14 protein-coding genes are annotated in these 14,640 nt (G+C 45.3%); 6 read left to right on the top strand and 8 right to left on the bottom strand.

The window, feature by feature from the left end:
• Positions 1–153: 153 nt before the first annotated feature.
• A complete protein-coding gene (locus F6J90_RS02765) occupies positions 154–309 on the bottom strand; it encodes a hypothetical protein (RefSeq protein WP_293090995.1) in 156 nt (51 codons plus the stop codon).
• 245 nt (positions 310–554) lie between these two features.
• The gene (locus F6J90_RS02770; protein WP_293090996.1) at positions 555–956 is read right to left on the bottom strand and encodes a hypothetical protein; all 402 of its coding nucleotides are present in this window, start codon (positions 954–956) and stop codon (positions 555–557) included.
• 247 nt (positions 957–1,203) lie between these two features.
• On the opposite strand from F6J90_RS02770, the gene F6J90_RS02775 reads away from it, so the two are divergent.
• Complete coding sequence (locus F6J90_RS02775; protein WP_293090997.1) at positions 1,204–2,241, top strand: reverse transcriptase domain-containing protein; 1,038 nt, start codon at positions 1,204–1,206, stop codon at positions 2,239–2,241.
• Positions 2,242–2,329: 88 nt separating this feature from the next.
• Positions 2,330–3,022 (top strand): group II intron maturase-specific domain-containing protein, encoded by a 693-nt coding sequence (locus F6J90_RS02780; RefSeq protein ID WP_293090998.1) that lies wholly within the window; start codon positions 2,330–2,332, stop codon positions 3,020–3,022.
• Between the two features lie 73 nt (positions 3,023–3,095).
• On the opposite strand, the gene dhaL is transcribed toward F6J90_RS02780, so the two are convergent.
• A complete protein-coding gene (gene dhaL / locus F6J90_RS02785; RefSeq protein ID WP_293090999.1) occupies positions 3,096–3,710 on the bottom strand; it encodes a dihydroxyacetone kinase subunit DhaL in 615 nt (204 codons plus the stop codon).
• 313 nt (positions 3,711–4,023) lie between these two features.
• Positions 4,024–5,097: a dihydroxyacetone kinase subunit DhaK gene (gene dhaK, locus F6J90_RS02790; RefSeq protein ID WP_293091000.1), complete on the bottom strand. Its 1,074-nt coding sequence runs from the start codon at positions 5,095–5,097 to the stop codon at positions 4,024–4,026.
• Between the two features lie 815 nt (positions 5,098–5,912).
• Between dhaK and F6J90_RS02795 the strand changes: the two genes are divergently transcribed.
• Positions 5,913–7,421 carry an arginase family protein gene (locus F6J90_RS02795; RefSeq protein WP_293091001.1) on the top strand — a complete coding sequence of 503 codons (1,509 nt, stop codon included), beginning with the start codon at positions 5,913–5,915 and terminating at the stop codon, positions 7,419–7,421.
• A gap of 15 nt (positions 7,422–7,436) precedes the next feature.
• Positions 7,437–9,092, top strand: coding sequence for an urea transporter (locus F6J90_RS02800; RefSeq protein WP_293091002.1), 1,656 nt, complete (start codon positions 7,437–7,439; stop codon positions 9,090–9,092).
• 225 nt (positions 9,093–9,317) lie between these two features.
• On the opposite strand, the gene F6J90_RS02805 is transcribed toward F6J90_RS02800, so the two are convergent.
• The 4 genes from F6J90_RS02805 to F6J90_RS02820 form a co-directional block, all read right to left on the bottom strand.
• The gene (locus F6J90_RS02805) at positions 9,318–9,683 is read right to left on the bottom strand and encodes a Lin0512 family protein (RefSeq protein WP_293091003.1); all 366 of its coding nucleotides are present in this window, start codon (positions 9,681–9,683) and stop codon (positions 9,318–9,320) included.
• Entirely contained in the window at positions 9,673–10,356 is a 684-nt protein-coding gene (locus F6J90_RS02810; protein WP_293091004.1) for a class I SAM-dependent methyltransferase, read from the bottom strand. The genes F6J90_RS02805 and F6J90_RS02810 overlap by 11 nt, the downstream gene beginning before the upstream one ends.
• A gap of 364 nt (positions 10,357–10,720) precedes the next feature.
• Positions 10,721–13,567 carry a phosphoenolpyruvate--protein phosphotransferase gene (ptsP, locus tag F6J90_RS02815; protein ID WP_293091005.1) on the bottom strand — a complete coding sequence of 949 codons (2,847 nt, stop codon included), beginning with the start codon at positions 13,565–13,567 and terminating at the stop codon, positions 10,721–10,723.
• Entirely contained in the window at positions 13,564–13,716 is a 153-nt protein-coding gene (locus tag F6J90_RS02820; RefSeq protein WP_293091006.1) for a hypothetical protein, read from the bottom strand. The genes ptsP and F6J90_RS02820 overlap by 4 nt, the downstream gene beginning before the upstream one ends.
• 244 nt (positions 13,717–13,960) lie before the next feature.
• Here F6J90_RS02820 and F6J90_RS02825 point away from each other — a divergent pair, with 244 nt between their 5' ends.
• Both F6J90_RS02825 and F6J90_RS02830 read left to right on the top strand, forming a co-directional pair.
• Positions 13,961–14,278 (top strand): hypothetical protein, encoded by a 318-nt coding sequence (locus F6J90_RS02825; RefSeq protein ID WP_293091007.1) that lies wholly within the window; start codon positions 13,961–13,963, stop codon positions 14,276–14,278.
• Positions 14,275–14,640 (top strand): aspartyl protease, encoded by a 366-nt coding sequence (locus F6J90_RS02830; RefSeq protein WP_293091008.1) that lies wholly within the window; start codon positions 14,275–14,277, stop codon positions 14,638–14,640. Before F6J90_RS02825 ends, F6J90_RS02830 begins: the two co-directional genes overlap by 4 nt.

The raw sequence follows: 14,640 nt of genomic DNA on the forward strand, positions 1-14,640 counted from the left end.
TCAAACTATGGCACTCCTGCAATTTTTAATCATTAGCGCCATTTGTATGGTGTTAATCAAGTTTGTTGCCTCTTGGTTTGGGTATGGCAACATACCGATACTGAATAAATTAGTGACTATTATTCTCAGCGTCTTCGTGACCTTTGAAATTATTCAGCTGGTGCAAGCTATAATTATCAAATTTGGTTGAGGGCTGTTCGCCCTTGGCGTTCCCGTAGGGTCGGTTGAGGGAGGGTTGAAGGTTGAAGGTTGAAGGTTGAAGGTTGAAGGTTGAAGGTTGAAGGTTGAAGGTTGAAGGTTGACCTTCAATAAGATGCGATCGCTTAAGTTATTAATAAGTTACTAAAGTTAAAAGTTGACTAGAGCGTTTCTCCTACTTATGAGGTAAAGTCAATTTTCTTACCCCTACTCCCTACTCCCTACTCCCTACTCCCTACTCCCTACTCCCTACTCCCTACTCCCTACTCCCTACTCCCTACTCCCTACTCCCTACTCCCTACTCCCTACTCCCTACTCCCTGTATTACGCAATAGTTTCTAGCAGTGTCTGGAAAATCAAATAGGCTGAAGTAGCACGGGCGACCGAATATTGGCGCACCTGGGAGCGAGAGGAGTAAGACCCTCTCCCCCCCTAGGATTCAGGAGGGTTCCCACTCGAAGGTGCAAAAGACGATGGACATCTCGGAAAGAAAAATCTAGGATTATCCCGAAGTCTTTTGTATCAGAGCTAGAGAGAAAGTAGGTTATAACCGAACCACCGAATAGGAAATAACCGAACAGGGAAAGAACGACAAGGTTGAAGGACATGAATCGTTGTTTAAAGGCACCGTCATCAGTGATAACCCCGCTAAACTCGGTGATGGGGTTATAGGCTCCAGGATTACATTGCGTGTTAGATGTAATCGAATCCCATGAAGGACCCGGTGTAGAGACGGCAACCTTTAGTTCGCAACTCACAGGCGCGTAAACGGGTAAGCCGAGATTGAGTCCATATTGTCTGGTCGATAAATATGGTAGCCAAACCGCAAGGAAAGGTATAACTCTCAGTCCGGTAAAAGTCTGAACCAAGCAAAGGCCGACACCTGAAAAGGAACGGGAATACATAACCGGTCGGATAGAGGGAAGTCCCTCGCTCGAAAGAGCGCTGAATTTCAGAGCTGATTCCGAGCCAAGAGGAAACGTACTTAATTAACTTAAAGTGTACATGGAAAAGATAGAACCTATATCGCAAGATACGGGTATCGTAACTGAACACACCACTGAATGGCACTCCATAAATTGGAAGAAAGCCTACAGACAGGTGAGGAAATTAAGACAACGTATTTTCAAAGCGACACGTGAAGGAAACTGGAAAAAGGTCAATAAACTCCAAAGATTGATGCTTAGGAGTTACAGCAATGTCCAGATATCCGTCAAAACAGCCACCCAACAAAATAAAGGAAAGAGAACGGCAGGGGTTGATCAAGAAAAATGCCTGAATCCTCAAGAAAGAGGACAGATGGTAGACAGATTAATCAACCTCAAATCATGGGCAGCTAAACCCACCAAACGCATCTACATACCCAAGGCCAACGGCAAACAAAGACCCTTAGGGATACCAAGTATCACCGACAGATGTCTACAAGCCATAGTCAAAAACACACTAGAACCTGCCTGGGAAGCCCAGTTTGAAGGAACCTCATACGGGTTCAGACCAGGCAGAAGTGCCCATGATGCCCGACAACGCATCTTCTCAAATATTAAAGGGGAAAAGAATAGGAAATGGTGGATAGTGGAAGCGGACATAAAAGGATGCTTCGACAATATAGCCCACCAACCACTTCTGGAATCCATCGGAAACTTTCCAGCAAGAAAGCAAATTAAAGACTGGTTAAAGGCAGGGTACGTAGATAAAAATACGTTCCACCCGACAGAATCAGGCACCCCACAGGGGGGAATAATAAGCCCACTTCTGGCCAACATTGCTTTACACGGACTGGAAACAGAGTTAGGAATAACCTATAAAAGGGTTAAAAGAAACAACAGGGCAAGTTACTGGGAAAATAAATCCAATAGAACAATAGCTCGCTTTGCGGATGACTTTGTAATCATAACAGAGAGCAAAGAAGATGCTGTGAACGCTAAGGAAATCACGAAGAAGTGGTTATCCAAAAGAGGGTTAGAACTATCGGAAGAAAAAAACCAAGATAACTCACCTAACAGAAGGATTCGATTTCCTAGGATGGAACTTCAGGAAATATAAAACAACCGGAAAAAAGTCAGGGTACATTACACTAATTAAACCCTCCAAGAAAAGCCTGAAGAACATCAAGAAGGAGATAAAAATAGCCATGGCTCAACTAAAGGGTGCATCAGAAGATGTGGTGATAGCCAAGTTACAACCTCTCATAAGAGGATGGACCAACTATCACAACGGGACAGTGGCTAAAGAAACCTTCAACAACCTAAATGAATACGTAAGATGGAAATTAGTAAGATGGTGCCTAAGAAGATACCCAAAAAATAAAAGTTGGGAATGGATTAAAGCCAAACACTTCGGCAAATTCTGCCCTGGAAGGGAAGATAACCATGTGTTCGGAAGGAAAGACAATTATCTGGACAAAGCACAATGGACAAACATCACCAGGCATGTGCTAGTAACCCACAACTACTCTAAGGACGACCCTGAACTCCAAGAATATTGGAAGAAAAGGCAAGAAAAAAATGGGAAAAAAGCAGCAGAAGGAGCACTATCCAAAGGTAGGAATAAGATAGCCTTAAGGCAAAAATACACCTGCCCATACTGCGGACAACCACTTGGAGAATATAATAATGTTCATCTACACCACATTATCCCTAGGGAAAATGGGGGAAAAGATGAAGCAGGGAACCTAGTATATGTCCACGAAGATTGTCACAGGACCATCCACGCCTTGGGAGCCAGCAATCCTGAGATACAGGAAAAACTGTATCGAGCGATAAAAACCCGTCCAAGGAACCGGAAGAAAAGCCAAAAGGTACAAACCCGGTTATCCAAAGACTAAAAGCTGGATGAAAAGATAACGTGTATAAAGGAATTGGTTGCGCCGTGTGCTTGGTAACTTGCTCGCACGGTGCTTAGGGGGCGAAGAGGGAGCAATCCCTCCGACCTACCCAATCAGGGTCTTGATGTCCAGCACTGCGCTCCCCTAAATAACTGGCTCGTCCTTTCTTGGCCACCAACGGAATAGTATTTTTCATCCCTTCTTCTGCGGCGTTGACGGCCTGTTGCAAGGCTGCTAGCATACTGTCTCCTTTATCTACAGCTTGTGCGAAGGCATTGGCTGCGGGTGATAGAGCATCTAACATGGTCTTATCTCCCAAGTTGGCTTTGCCTCGCTGGACGACTCCCTCCACTGCTGCTTGGAATAGTTTGACCATATCCTCTTTTGTCAGTTCTTGCTTTCCTGCTACTGCTGCACTTGAGCGCAAGAACAGGGTGCCATAAAGTGGTCCACTGGCACCTCCGACACTGGAAATTAGAGTCATGCTGACGGTTTTGAGAATACTGCCAATGTCTTTATCTGCCACTTTAGGAAGCTCAGTGATCACCTTTTGAAAGCCACGATTCATATTGATACCGTGGTCAGCATCACCAATAGCAGCATCAAGTTCGGTTAGATAGTCCTTGTTTTGTTCTAGTACAGTAGCGACTGCTTGTAACCACTGTAGAATTTGATGTTTAGTTACCATAGTGGCAGACTGGGTCAGGGGATGAGAGCCTCAGGGTAGCAATGAGGTAAGCATTCAGCTATCAGCTATCAGCTAATGCGCTACTTGAGATGCTACTTGAGGTGCTAATGGCCTATGGCCACGCTAATTTATGTGCTTATAGGCTATTAGCAAGCTATGAGACTTTTGAATAAAACAAGTAAGCATTCGAATAATGCTGAGTTATGGAAAGCTGACGGCTGACCGCTGACGGCTGAATGCTTACGCAATTAGCAATTAGCAATTAGCAATTAGCTAAGCTTTACGATACTGATGCTCCCAGATATCATATTAATCATAATCCCCAACGCAGGGCTGGTGTCTTGACTGGTGCATCCCAGAATTTAATTAGCTCATCGTTCATCTTGAGTAGGGTAATCGAGCAGCCTTGCATTTCTAGAGACGTAATATAAGGACCAATCAGACTACGCACGATTTCCAGTCCCTTTTGTTCACAGATTTGGGCTAATTTCCGATACACAATGTATAGTTCCGACAGGGGAGTACCACCCATGCTATTCACGAATGCTAGAATGCGATCGCTTTTCTGAAAAGGCGGGTCAGTTATTTCCAACTCTGTCCATTCTGCTTTATCTTCATCCCACTCTCGCAATGTGCGGCTATAGGCAGAATCTTCAATAATCGATAGCGCTAGCATTTCAGTTATCTCATCCGCTGATTTTAGGGACATTCGTTTTCTTCCCGGTTCTCCGTGAATGCCAATCCCAAATTCTATTTCCGCTTCCCCCAAGTCAAACATGGGACTACCTTTAGCAGGAGGGGTGCAGGATGTCAAGGCCATACCCATGCTGCGTCCATTACCATTAACCTGGCGACAGAGATTAGCCAGTTGTTTGAGGTCATAACCGGCAGCAGCGGCAGCGCCACAGATTTTCTCGGCTAATAATGTCGTCCCTACCCCCCGCCTGCCTTGAGTATAGAGGCTATCTTTAACCGCTACATCATCATCAATTAGGATATTGAGGACTCGGATGCCTTCTGAGATAGCTAATTCCGCAGCTAACTCAAAATTCATGACGTCACCGCTATAGTTTTTGACAATATTAAGAACCCCCGCGCCACTGTTGACTATTTTGGCAGCTTCTAGCATTTGGTCGGGAGTGGGAGAGGTAAACACTTCACCGGGACAGGCGGCATCTAACATTCCCGCACCCACAAAGCCCCCGTGCAAGGGTTCATGACCACTACCACCACCGGAAATAATCGCTACTTTGTTTGATATGGGAGCATCAGCGCGGTAGATCAAGGGGGGGTCAAGATTAATTTTGAGCAGGTCAGGATGGGCTACAGCCATGCCTTCTAGGCTTTCTCTGACAACATTATCGGGATGATTGATTAATTTTTTCATGATTGATATCAGTAGTCATGGGTAATGGGTAATGGGTAATAGGTAATTGGTGATCCCATTACCCATTACCTAGGCTTTACAATACCGATGCTACCGAACTTGATATAGTGGTTTTCAAGGCGCGCTAATTACAATAACAACAAGTAGTCATTAGTCATTAGCTAGGATTCGGGATTATACTTAACCTACAAGCAAACCGCTATTTTAGCAAAAAACGGAAGTAGCAATTATCAAGCTCAAACGGCACTCTGTCAAAATTATTATCCCTGTTAAAGCCCAAAAAATAAAAATTATAACCCTTTAACATTCTGATTACGGTACGCAATAAAGATTGTTATTAGGAAACCAGAGTAAGGCTACACTCAATTGATGAAGTTTAATAAATATTTGTAAATAACGGCGGCCACTTTCAAAAAGTATAGGTTGAGGAAATAGTGCTGCTAATCTTTCACTTATAAAGTGTTTATGAAATTGGTGCAGCCCTAGCAACAGCTGAAGGGTTAGACATTGAATGACGTTTAATCGACTTTGAAATTGAGCCTGAATCAAATTGAGATAACATTTTGCAATAAAACGGGATTGTTGACAATTGAGACCGTTATTTTTCTCCCACAACTTGCTCTGATTACCAAGCCATAAGTCTTTTAGCCAGGTTGTGACCCCGTCAACAACTGTGGACATCTGGACAACCCTGATTACCTTACCAAGTTGACCAAGACCTTTAACTAATTGTGCCATGCTTAAACCTAAATGCTAGTATAATCCCGATACCAATTTTTTTTTGAAATTAGGGTAACACATAAGGAAATTCAACCATGACCATAACCAAACCAATGTCATCTCAACGATATGCAGAATTTGACCAGGTCTTCCAGTTATTTGATGCCAATGGTGATGGATTCATCAGTCGTCAGGAGATCATCGATGCTCTAGAGATTCTGGGACAAGGCATTTCCCTTCAAGACCGAAGTAATCTGTTAAATCTGCTCAACACAGATGATGTTGTAACACGGGATGCCTTTATGGAGTGGATGGTAAACCGCCAAGATCTCGATATTAGGGCTGATCTGCGACAGGTGTTTGAACTGATTGATGTTGATGGTAGTGGCAAGTTATCGATTGAGGAGTTCACCCAGATTATCCGGTGCTTCAACACCACCGTAACTGATTCAGAAATTGCTGCCTTAGTGAGAAAAGCTGATTTAAATGGAGATGGTGAAATTGATTTTGAAGAGTTTATTGTCACTCAGACTTACGAATCGGCTCTGAAAATTTCGATCGCAGGGTTACGCAGTTTCAAAAAGATTTTACTTCAGTACCAGAAAGTCGCAAAGTTTTCCTCCATTGCCCTGATTGAAGTTGATTCTGAATTAGGAGCGGGAACGCGCGGTCAATCCATGGGAACTGCTGCTTTGAGAGAAGCTGCCATCCAAAAACAGGCAGCACGGATGCATGCCGAGAATGGTGTTTTGAGTCTGGATAGTTTACAAGTACAAACCGAAAATTGGGCAGATGCTCTGGGACACAAACATCAATACGCCAAGTATATTCACAAGCTATATCAGGTGCTGAGCCGAACTACAGATGTAGTCGCCCAAACCCTACAGGAGGGGCTGTTTCCAGTGGTACTCGGTGGGGATCATTCAACGGCAGCAGGGACAATCGCCGGAATCAAAAAAGCCTTTCCGAATCATCGCCTGGGAGTGGTTTGGATTGATGCCCATGCCGATATTCACTCCCCCTATACGACTCCATCGGGAAATATGCATGGGATGCCTCTGGCGATGGCGACTGCTACTGATAATCTGGCCAAGCAAATCAATGATCTTGACTCAGACACCGTAAAACTGTGGAACTTGTGCCAACGATTGGGGCTGGCAGATGGCGCGAATTTTAGCATTGAGGATTTGGTTTATATTGCGGTACGAGATACGGAAGAGGCAGAAGACCATTTGATTGAAACACACCAGATCCTAAACATGACCAGTGAGCACGTTCGTACCTTGGGTGCGGATGTCGTTGCCCAACGGTGTTTAGAGAAGCTAGAAGGGGTGGATCTGATTTACGTTACCTTCGACGTGGACAGTATGGACTCGACAATTTGTATGGGAACGGGAACCCCGGCTCCAAATGGGATTTTTGTCAAGGAAGCCTGTCTGCTCAACGAAACTTTGGTTAAAGATCCACGGGTGTGTTGTTGGGAAATCTGTGAAATTAATCCTCTGCTTGATACCCTCAACACCATGGTGGAAAACTCTTTGGGCATTTTTGAAACCGTAGTGGATGCCATTGCCAATCGCCTAGAAGTCACAGGGAAAGCATAAGACAAATGTTCAACTATGATTAAACCTTCTATTCCCCCGGCTACCCCTGAACCCTCACCGCTCCATGAACTAATTGCCAAGCTAGTACTGTTCAAACCCCATCGGACTAAGCTATTTCCCTGGTTGCTACCTGGTGCAGGCACATTGCCATCTCTCAATCAACGGTTAGGCCATCAACCCCTGTTGGATTTTTTGAATTACAACTTGCGTGGCATTGGCCAGGTAATCTTTGTGAACAACCCCCTGAGTGGGTTATTGATTCTGGTAGCACTGTTTATTCAGTCACCTTGGGTAGGGGTGATGAGTGTAGTGGGTGTGGTGGCTTCAACCGTAACTGCCATCTTCCTTGATCTTAATCGCGATAGTCTTCGCAACGGTATTTTTGGCTATAACGGGATTTTAGTCGGAGCAGCACTTGCTACTTTTGGGGCATCCGGGAATGGTAACTGGAATCCCCTCTGGATCATCGCTGCTATCATCTTTTCTGCTCTTACCACTCTGCTGATCAAGACCGTCGGAGTCTGGTTTGCCAGCAAGCTGAAATTTCCCCCCCTAACCTTGCCCTTTATTGCGGCAACCCTGTTATTTCTGGTGATTGCGGTCTGGATGCCTCAACCAGTTTATACCTTGGGGAGCACGCCGACTCCCCCACCTGTCTTGGAACCGATCAATTGGTGGCAACTTGCCACCTCCGTGCCGATTGGGTTTGGACAGGTGTTTTTAATGGATAAGTTTGTGGCTGGGGTGCTTGTCCTGGCCGCAGTTGCCTGGTGTACACCGATTGGGGCAGCTGTCGGATTATTGGGGGGAGTATTCGGTACCCTGGCGGCGCTGATCACAGGTGTCGGTGCTGACACCATCTCGGCTGGATTGTGCAGTTACAACGCCATCTTGACAGCAATGGCTATTTCTGGAGTATTTTTTGCCCCCAACCTGCGCAGCTTACTTGCGGGCATTTTTTTGGCTTTTTTTTCAACTCTCCTGGGGGGCATTTTAAGCCACATCTTCAGCCTACTTAACTTGCCCATCCTGACCTTACCCTTCTGTTTGGTCACAATCCTAGGTTTCCGGTATTTGCAGCAGACACTGCCATCATTAGTCCCAGTTCCCCTACATGCGATCGCTAGCCCAGAAGAACATTACCAGCGTTACCTGGTTGCCAAAGATATCCTTACCACATTTCGCCGTCAGATGCAAGGGGCAATGGCCGGTACACCCCACCTATATTTATTTGAGTCTGCCTCCGCCTCAACCAAAGGAAATATCGAATATCTCTTTAATGCCATTGATACCGATTTCAGTAACACCCTTTCGGTTAACGAGCTAGCAGAACACCTGCGGCAAGTCAAACGAGGTATGTCTCAACAGGAATTGGATTATTTGTTTCGTTGTATGGATATTGATGGCAGTGGTGAAATTGATCTGGCTGAGTTTGGTGAATTGTTATTGCGTCAGCAACGATTGATGTCTAACTATAACGACTTCATTACTTACTTTATACCAATTGATGCTAATCAGGATGATGCTATCAGTATCGATGAAATGAATTTAGCTTTTGCCAGTGTAGGTGAATCACCCCTTAGTGTACATGAAGTGAACTTTTTATATGGTCGCATGAATGGAGAAGCTATCACCTGGAATCGCTTTATTGAAGTTTTATTGGTGACTTGAGCGAGAGGGGTTGGTGAATGTAAGCATAAAGCATTCAGCGGTCAGCGGTCAGCGGTCAGCGGTCAGCTAACGTAACAGAGATTAAACCAATACTTACCTATTTTCTTCAAAAGCTATTCAAAAGCTATTCAAAAGCTATTCAAAAGCTATTCAAAAGCTGATAGCTGATAGCTGATAGCTGATAGCTGATAGCTGATAACTGATAGCTGATAGCTGATAGCTTAGCTAATCACTATCGACCAAAACAGTAACCGCTGCAACAGCAATCAGCATGTCATCATTTTTATCATTAAGTTCTGGAATTGCTCTGCCTTGAACTACCATTCCACCGGACTCAAGGGATAGAGTTTTCTGACCAAAAGGCAGTACAGCGAGTACTTCATCTTCCCGGACTTGCTCTGGGTAAGGCACGGCGACTTGAACTTCAACTATCATTTGATTGGGATGCTCTAAACCAGCTACTTCCCAAACACCAGGCAAGGCATTGTGAGCAATAGCGTTGCGTACAGCTCTTGCTGCTGCTACGGTTGGGTCTTGACCGTGTTGGTCTACTCCCATTCCCATTTCAATAATTAAGCGTTTACGAACCATGGTGAGTATATTCAATGCGCAACCGTTGAATTGGGTCATCCTCTGATTCTGGGACAGTATCACGACGGATTTCGACTAAGCCCAATTCCTCAAAGTAAGCTAGTTCTGTATCAGACAACGGCCAAGGGGGACCATCCGGTTCAGTGTCAGTATCGCGAAATCGAGTTATCACTAACAGGGTTCCTCCTGGGGCGACTAAGGATGCGATCGCATTCATCACAGTTGACCGAACCTTCAGGGGTAAGGCTTGGATGTTACGACATTCAAAGACAAAATCAAATTTCTGATGCCATGCTGGATCTAAGGCAAATAAATCCGCCACTTGGTACTTGACTTGGGAATCGGGAAATCGTTTTTGGCACCATGCGATCGCAGTCGAGGAAATATCAAAGGCAGTGACTTGGAAACCCTGCTGCGCCAACGCTTCAGCATCATCCCCTAACCCACAACCAACCACTAGGGCAGAGCGACCCGACCCTTGGGGTGTATTACGCGCTAACCAATTCTGTAGATCGGGATGGGGTGTTAAACGCGCCCAAGGTATTTGCCCCGAATCCCCATTAGCGTCAGCATATAAAACCTCAAACCATTGAGATGGATTATCTTGGCGCATCGATTCCAATGCCAAAAGTTTGACCTTCTGCTGTAGTCCTTGTGGTTGTTGCTCGAACATAGATTTGGGGTTGGTAATGGTTCCTAATTTTATAGCACTACCGATTAAGCTGTTTTAGTTAACTTTTGCCTCTAGCATGCATGCCAATGCCATTGCGCGTAGCGCTATAACTGTTCCAATCTAAATCCCTGTCTGGTGAGGGAGATCAGGTTAGCAGTACCACATTACAAACTAAGCCATTTGGCTGATTTTTGCAATGAGGGGTGACACCCCTCATTTGCTCAGGTATATTTGAAATATAAGATGCACCCTGATGATCGAGAGAGTCAGTAACACGGCTCTCTTTTTTTTTGCCTTTTGCCTTTTGCCTCTAGCATGCATGCCTTTTGCCTTGTTTATAGCGCTATATCAACCCTGCCAAGACTCAAACCGACCTGTCGAGTTGGTTGATAATATACTCTTTAACCCCAAAAGCCGAATCTAGCTGCAACGCCTCACCAGCAAGCATCTCGGCCTGGTTGATACTCAACTGTGTAATAACTGAAATCACAGTAGCGATCGCAGGTGGATTCACACTCAACTCATCCACCCCCAATCCTAATAAAATCGGTATCCCTACTGGATTCGATGCCAACTGACCACAGACACTAACTGGAATCCCTGCTTGATGAGCAACAGTTACCGTTTGCTGAATCATCCGTAGCACAGCTGGTTCAAGGGCATCAGCCAGCTTCGCCACCTTGGGATTAGTACGGTCAGCGGCCATCACATATTGACTCAAATCATTGGTACCAATGCTGAAAAAGTCCACTTCAGCGGCTAACTGATCAGCCATGGTTACTGCTGCCGGGACTTCTACCATAATCCCCACTGGCATCTGTTCATTAAAACGATGCCCTTCTTGGCGCAACTCGGCTTTAGCCTCTGCTAGGATTTCCTTAGCAGCCCGTACCTCTTGTACTGAAGAAACCATAGGAAACATCACTTTAATGTTGTGTCCATAACTCCCTCGTAGAATCGCCCGCAGTTGGATTTTGAGCATCTCTGGACAATCCAAACTCTGACGAATTCCCCGCCATCCTAGGAAAGGGTTAGGCTCTGGGGTGTGCGGAGCAGAGGAAGCATCAGAAGACGCTAGATTCAGGAAGGGAATGGGCTTGTCACCGCCAATATCCAAAGTACGAATCGTTAGGGGATGGGTACCCATAATTTGCGCAATGGCTTGATAGGTTGCCAACTGCTCTTCCTCGCTCGGAATAGTTAAGCGTTCCAGATAAAGAAACTCAGTCCTAAGTAAACCGACCCCTTGAGCACCACAATCGAGAGCCAATTTAGCATCAGCCTCTCCCAAAACATTTGCCATCAAGGGAATTTTGTGTCCATCATGAGTAATTACCTCCCTAGGTAATTCATCCTTACTGTTGCTCTGTAGCTGTAATTCTTGCTTTTGTTCCTCAGAAGGCTCTACCCAAATTTCACCGGTTGTCCCATCCAGTGCCAACTCCGTACCAGCTGGCAACGACAACAGATCCTGACCAACACCAACCACCATCGGTATACCGAGCATATTGGCGATTAGGGCACTATGGGCTGTAGCACTGCCCCTAGCGCAACAGATACCTAGGACTTGGATCGGATTTAGTTGTGCGACCTCAGAGGGAGTTAAATCAGCAGCAACCAGAATACCAGGCTCAGTCACATCTATTTGACTTACTAAGTTTAGTTGGTTTTGCCCCCCTGCCCCCCAATTTTTCGGTGCGACCCGTGGCGAATTTAATTCGCCAACGGAAAGCGCACCGGGAGGGGTAATCATGTCAAAGTCCCCCGCCCCCCTAACCCCCCAATTCTGGGGGGAATTAGCGGATGCTTTGCTTTTTGACATTGGGGGATTTAGGGGGCTCTTGCGTAAGTCCTGATCTAGACAGCTTTCTTTCCTATTCGTGAGTAATCGCAACACTCGCCAGCCGACATCGATCACATCATTTCCGCGAGCTTGCATGTAGGAGTCTTCCAGAGTTTGGTAATTTGCTACGGTTTCATCGATCACAGTTTTCCAAGCCGCCCCTGCCCATAGATGCTGGTCAACTATAATCTGATAAGCTCTATTAACTAGGGCTGGATCCTCTAAATAGAGCAAGTGAGCCTGAAAAATATCTGCCTGATCGTTAGTAACAGTATTGATCAGGTGTTCAAGTTGCTGTTGTGCTGTTTTAATAGCAAGTTGTAGGGTTTCCCACTCCCCTTGAGGATTATCTGTTTGCTCTTCAATAATTTCTGGACGTTTGGGTTGGTAGACAATAACCGCTCCGATAGCAATACCAGCAGCAGCGGGAATTCCAACTAACCTATCAAGTGTGACAGATGACGAGTGAAGGGATTGGTTACTGGGAGGGTTAGAGTCTTGGTTGATGTCTTCTTTTGGTTTATCTAGTTTTTCCCCAAAATTGTTATGGACTAGCTGCTGCAACGCGATCAAGGCTAATTCCGCATCTTCTCCTACTGCATAGATGACTATTTTATCTCCCTGTTGGATACCTAAAAGCATCACATTATTAATGCTTTTTCCATTAACTATATTGCTAGTTTTGGTTAGGTTTTGTAGGGTTATTTCACAGTTAAACCGATTAGCTGTAGTAACAAATTGGGCAGCAGGACGAGCATGAATTCCCTGTTGATTCTGGACAGTAAGATGGATTTCTTTGGTTGTAGTTCCGTAGGGTGCGTTAGGGACGGGCTCACCCTGATTTTCCCCTTCGTAGCCAGGGTTGGAACAGCCAGTCCCACCCACGGGCAAGATGCCCGTTCCACCCACGGGCAAGATGCCCGTTCCACCCACGGGCAAGATGCCCGTTCCACCCACCGGGTCTGATAACTGAGAGGCTTTAGCGGTTAAGGCTGATCTAGCTTCAGCAATCACTTGGTCGATATCACCACCAGCCGCAGCTTGGACAACCGCTGCGATCGCACCTTCCACTAATGGCGCTTCGCACAATCTTACCTTGGGTTTCTGCTCTTCATCCAGAAACTCCAGTGCCATTTCCGCACTGAGCACGGCACTGCCTAAATCCATTAATACCACTACCCCAGCATCGGAGTAAACCGACTCAATGGCAGCTTGGACTTGCAGCACATCGGTACCAAAGGGATTTTCCGGGTCATCGATACCAGCTGCGATCGCAATCGGTACGGATGTCTGAACCATCTGTTGGGCTAATTCCTTGACCCCAGCCGCTAGCTTAGCACTGTGGGAGATAATCACAATTCCAATCATAAGGTATATAAACACCTTTGTATCTGGGTTGTGAACATACTCCCAAAGGCAAGAGGCAAGAGGCAAGAGGCAAGAGGCAAGAGGCAAGAGGCAAAAGGGAAGGCATTGCTGATTAATAGAATGATGGAAAGTAACTGAGGAGTACGCAAATAATCCTAATGGCTGGTGTTATTATGCCCGGTGTTTGTTTGACAGGGGTGAAAATCAGGGAGCGGCTGAAGCTATTCAGAAAGCTGATCATCTATGCTCGAATAATTGGCTAGTTTATGGGGCCTTATATAAGATTTTGAACAAGTCACCCCTTATCCCTTTCTTAGTAGGAGAGGGCGAAATAACTTGAGGAGGGATATTTTTGTTATTATAAACCTATCTACAGCGTTTTGTATAACTCAAATGACACCATCATCTTCCCATCACACTGTAAAGCGAGGACGGGTTTTTCCGGAGAAACGACTGTCTCCTGAAGAAAAAGCCAGAATTAAAGCAGAAGACGCAGTATTTTATAAGCGTTGTCGAGAGGTCTTTGAGCGAGTACAACCAGAATTGATTCAAGAGCATTATGATTGGTTTATTATTATTGAACCTGATAGTGGGGAGTATTTTATCGATGAAGATAAAAATGTAGCACTTTCAAAATCCCGTTATAAACATCCAGGTAAAAAGTGTATTATTATGCGAATTAATGAAACGGGAACTTGTGGCAGAATATGATCCAAGGTGAATTTAATAGGTTCGGGGAGTTATTTTTTGAAATTGGCTTGATGTCTGCTGATGGGGAGGTTTTTCCCGTTATGGCACTGTTAGATACAGGGTTTACAGGTTGGTTAGCTATTGATAATCAAGATGCTGAGAGTTTAGGGTGGGTGCGTAATAATGAGCCACAGGATATGCAAACAGCCCAGGGCGAAGCACGGTTTAATTTATATGAGGGAAAGGTGGTTATTGAGGAAGAGGAGTTTACGGTTGAAGTGTTAGGAGGAGATGAACTGGTCAATACTCTTTTAGGTGTTTTGTGGTTACGAACAAAGCGTTTAGTTGTAGATTTTCCTATGGGAGTGTTAACCCTAGGATAA

It is taken from the genome of Moorena sp. SIOASIH (genome assembly GCF_010671925.1).
Taxonomy (GTDB): Bacteria; Cyanobacteriota; Cyanobacteriia; order Cyanobacteriales; family Coleofasciculaceae; genus Moorena.

Bases quoted from the DNA above. Each gene is read 5' to 3' on its own strand.
- F6J90_RS02775 (WP_293090997.1), top strand. From the start codon at position 1,204: ATGGAAAAGATAGAACCTATATCGCAAGATACGGGTATCGTAACTGAA.
- F6J90_RS02780 (WP_293090998.1), top strand. From the start codon at position 2,330: ATGGCTCAACTAAAGGGTGCATCAGAAGATGTGGTGATAGCCAAGTTA.
- dhaL (WP_293090999.1), bottom strand. From the start codon at position 3,710: ATGGTAACTAAACATCAAATTCTACAGTGGTTACAAGCAGTCGCTACT.
- dhaK (WP_293091000.1), bottom strand. From the start codon at position 5,097: ATGAAAAAATTAATCAATCATCCCGATAATGTTGTCAGAGAAAGCCTA.
- F6J90_RS02795 (WP_293091001.1), top strand. From the start codon at position 5,913: ATGACCATAACCAAACCAATGTCATCTCAACGATATGCAGAATTTGAC.
- F6J90_RS02800 (WP_293091002.1), top strand. From the start codon at position 7,437: ATGATTAAACCTTCTATTCCCCCGGCTACCCCTGAACCCTCACCGCTC.
- F6J90_RS02805 (WP_293091003.1), bottom strand. From the start codon at position 9,683: ATGGTTCGTAAACGCTTAATTATTGAAATGGGAATGGGAGTAGACCAA.
- F6J90_RS02810 (WP_293091004.1), bottom strand. From the start codon at position 10,356: ATGTTCGAGCAACAACCACAAGGACTACAGCAGAAGGTCAAACTTTTG.
- ptsP (WP_293091005.1), bottom strand. From the start codon at position 13,567: ATGATTGGAATTGTGATTATCTCCCACAGTGCTAAGCTAGCGGCTGGG.
- F6J90_RS02825 (WP_293091007.1), top strand. From the start codon at position 13,961: ATGACACCATCATCTTCCCATCACACTGTAAAGCGAGGACGGGTTTTT.
- F6J90_RS02830 (WP_293091008.1), top strand. From the start codon at position 14,275: ATGATCCAAGGTGAATTTAATAGGTTCGGGGAGTTATTTTTTGAAATT.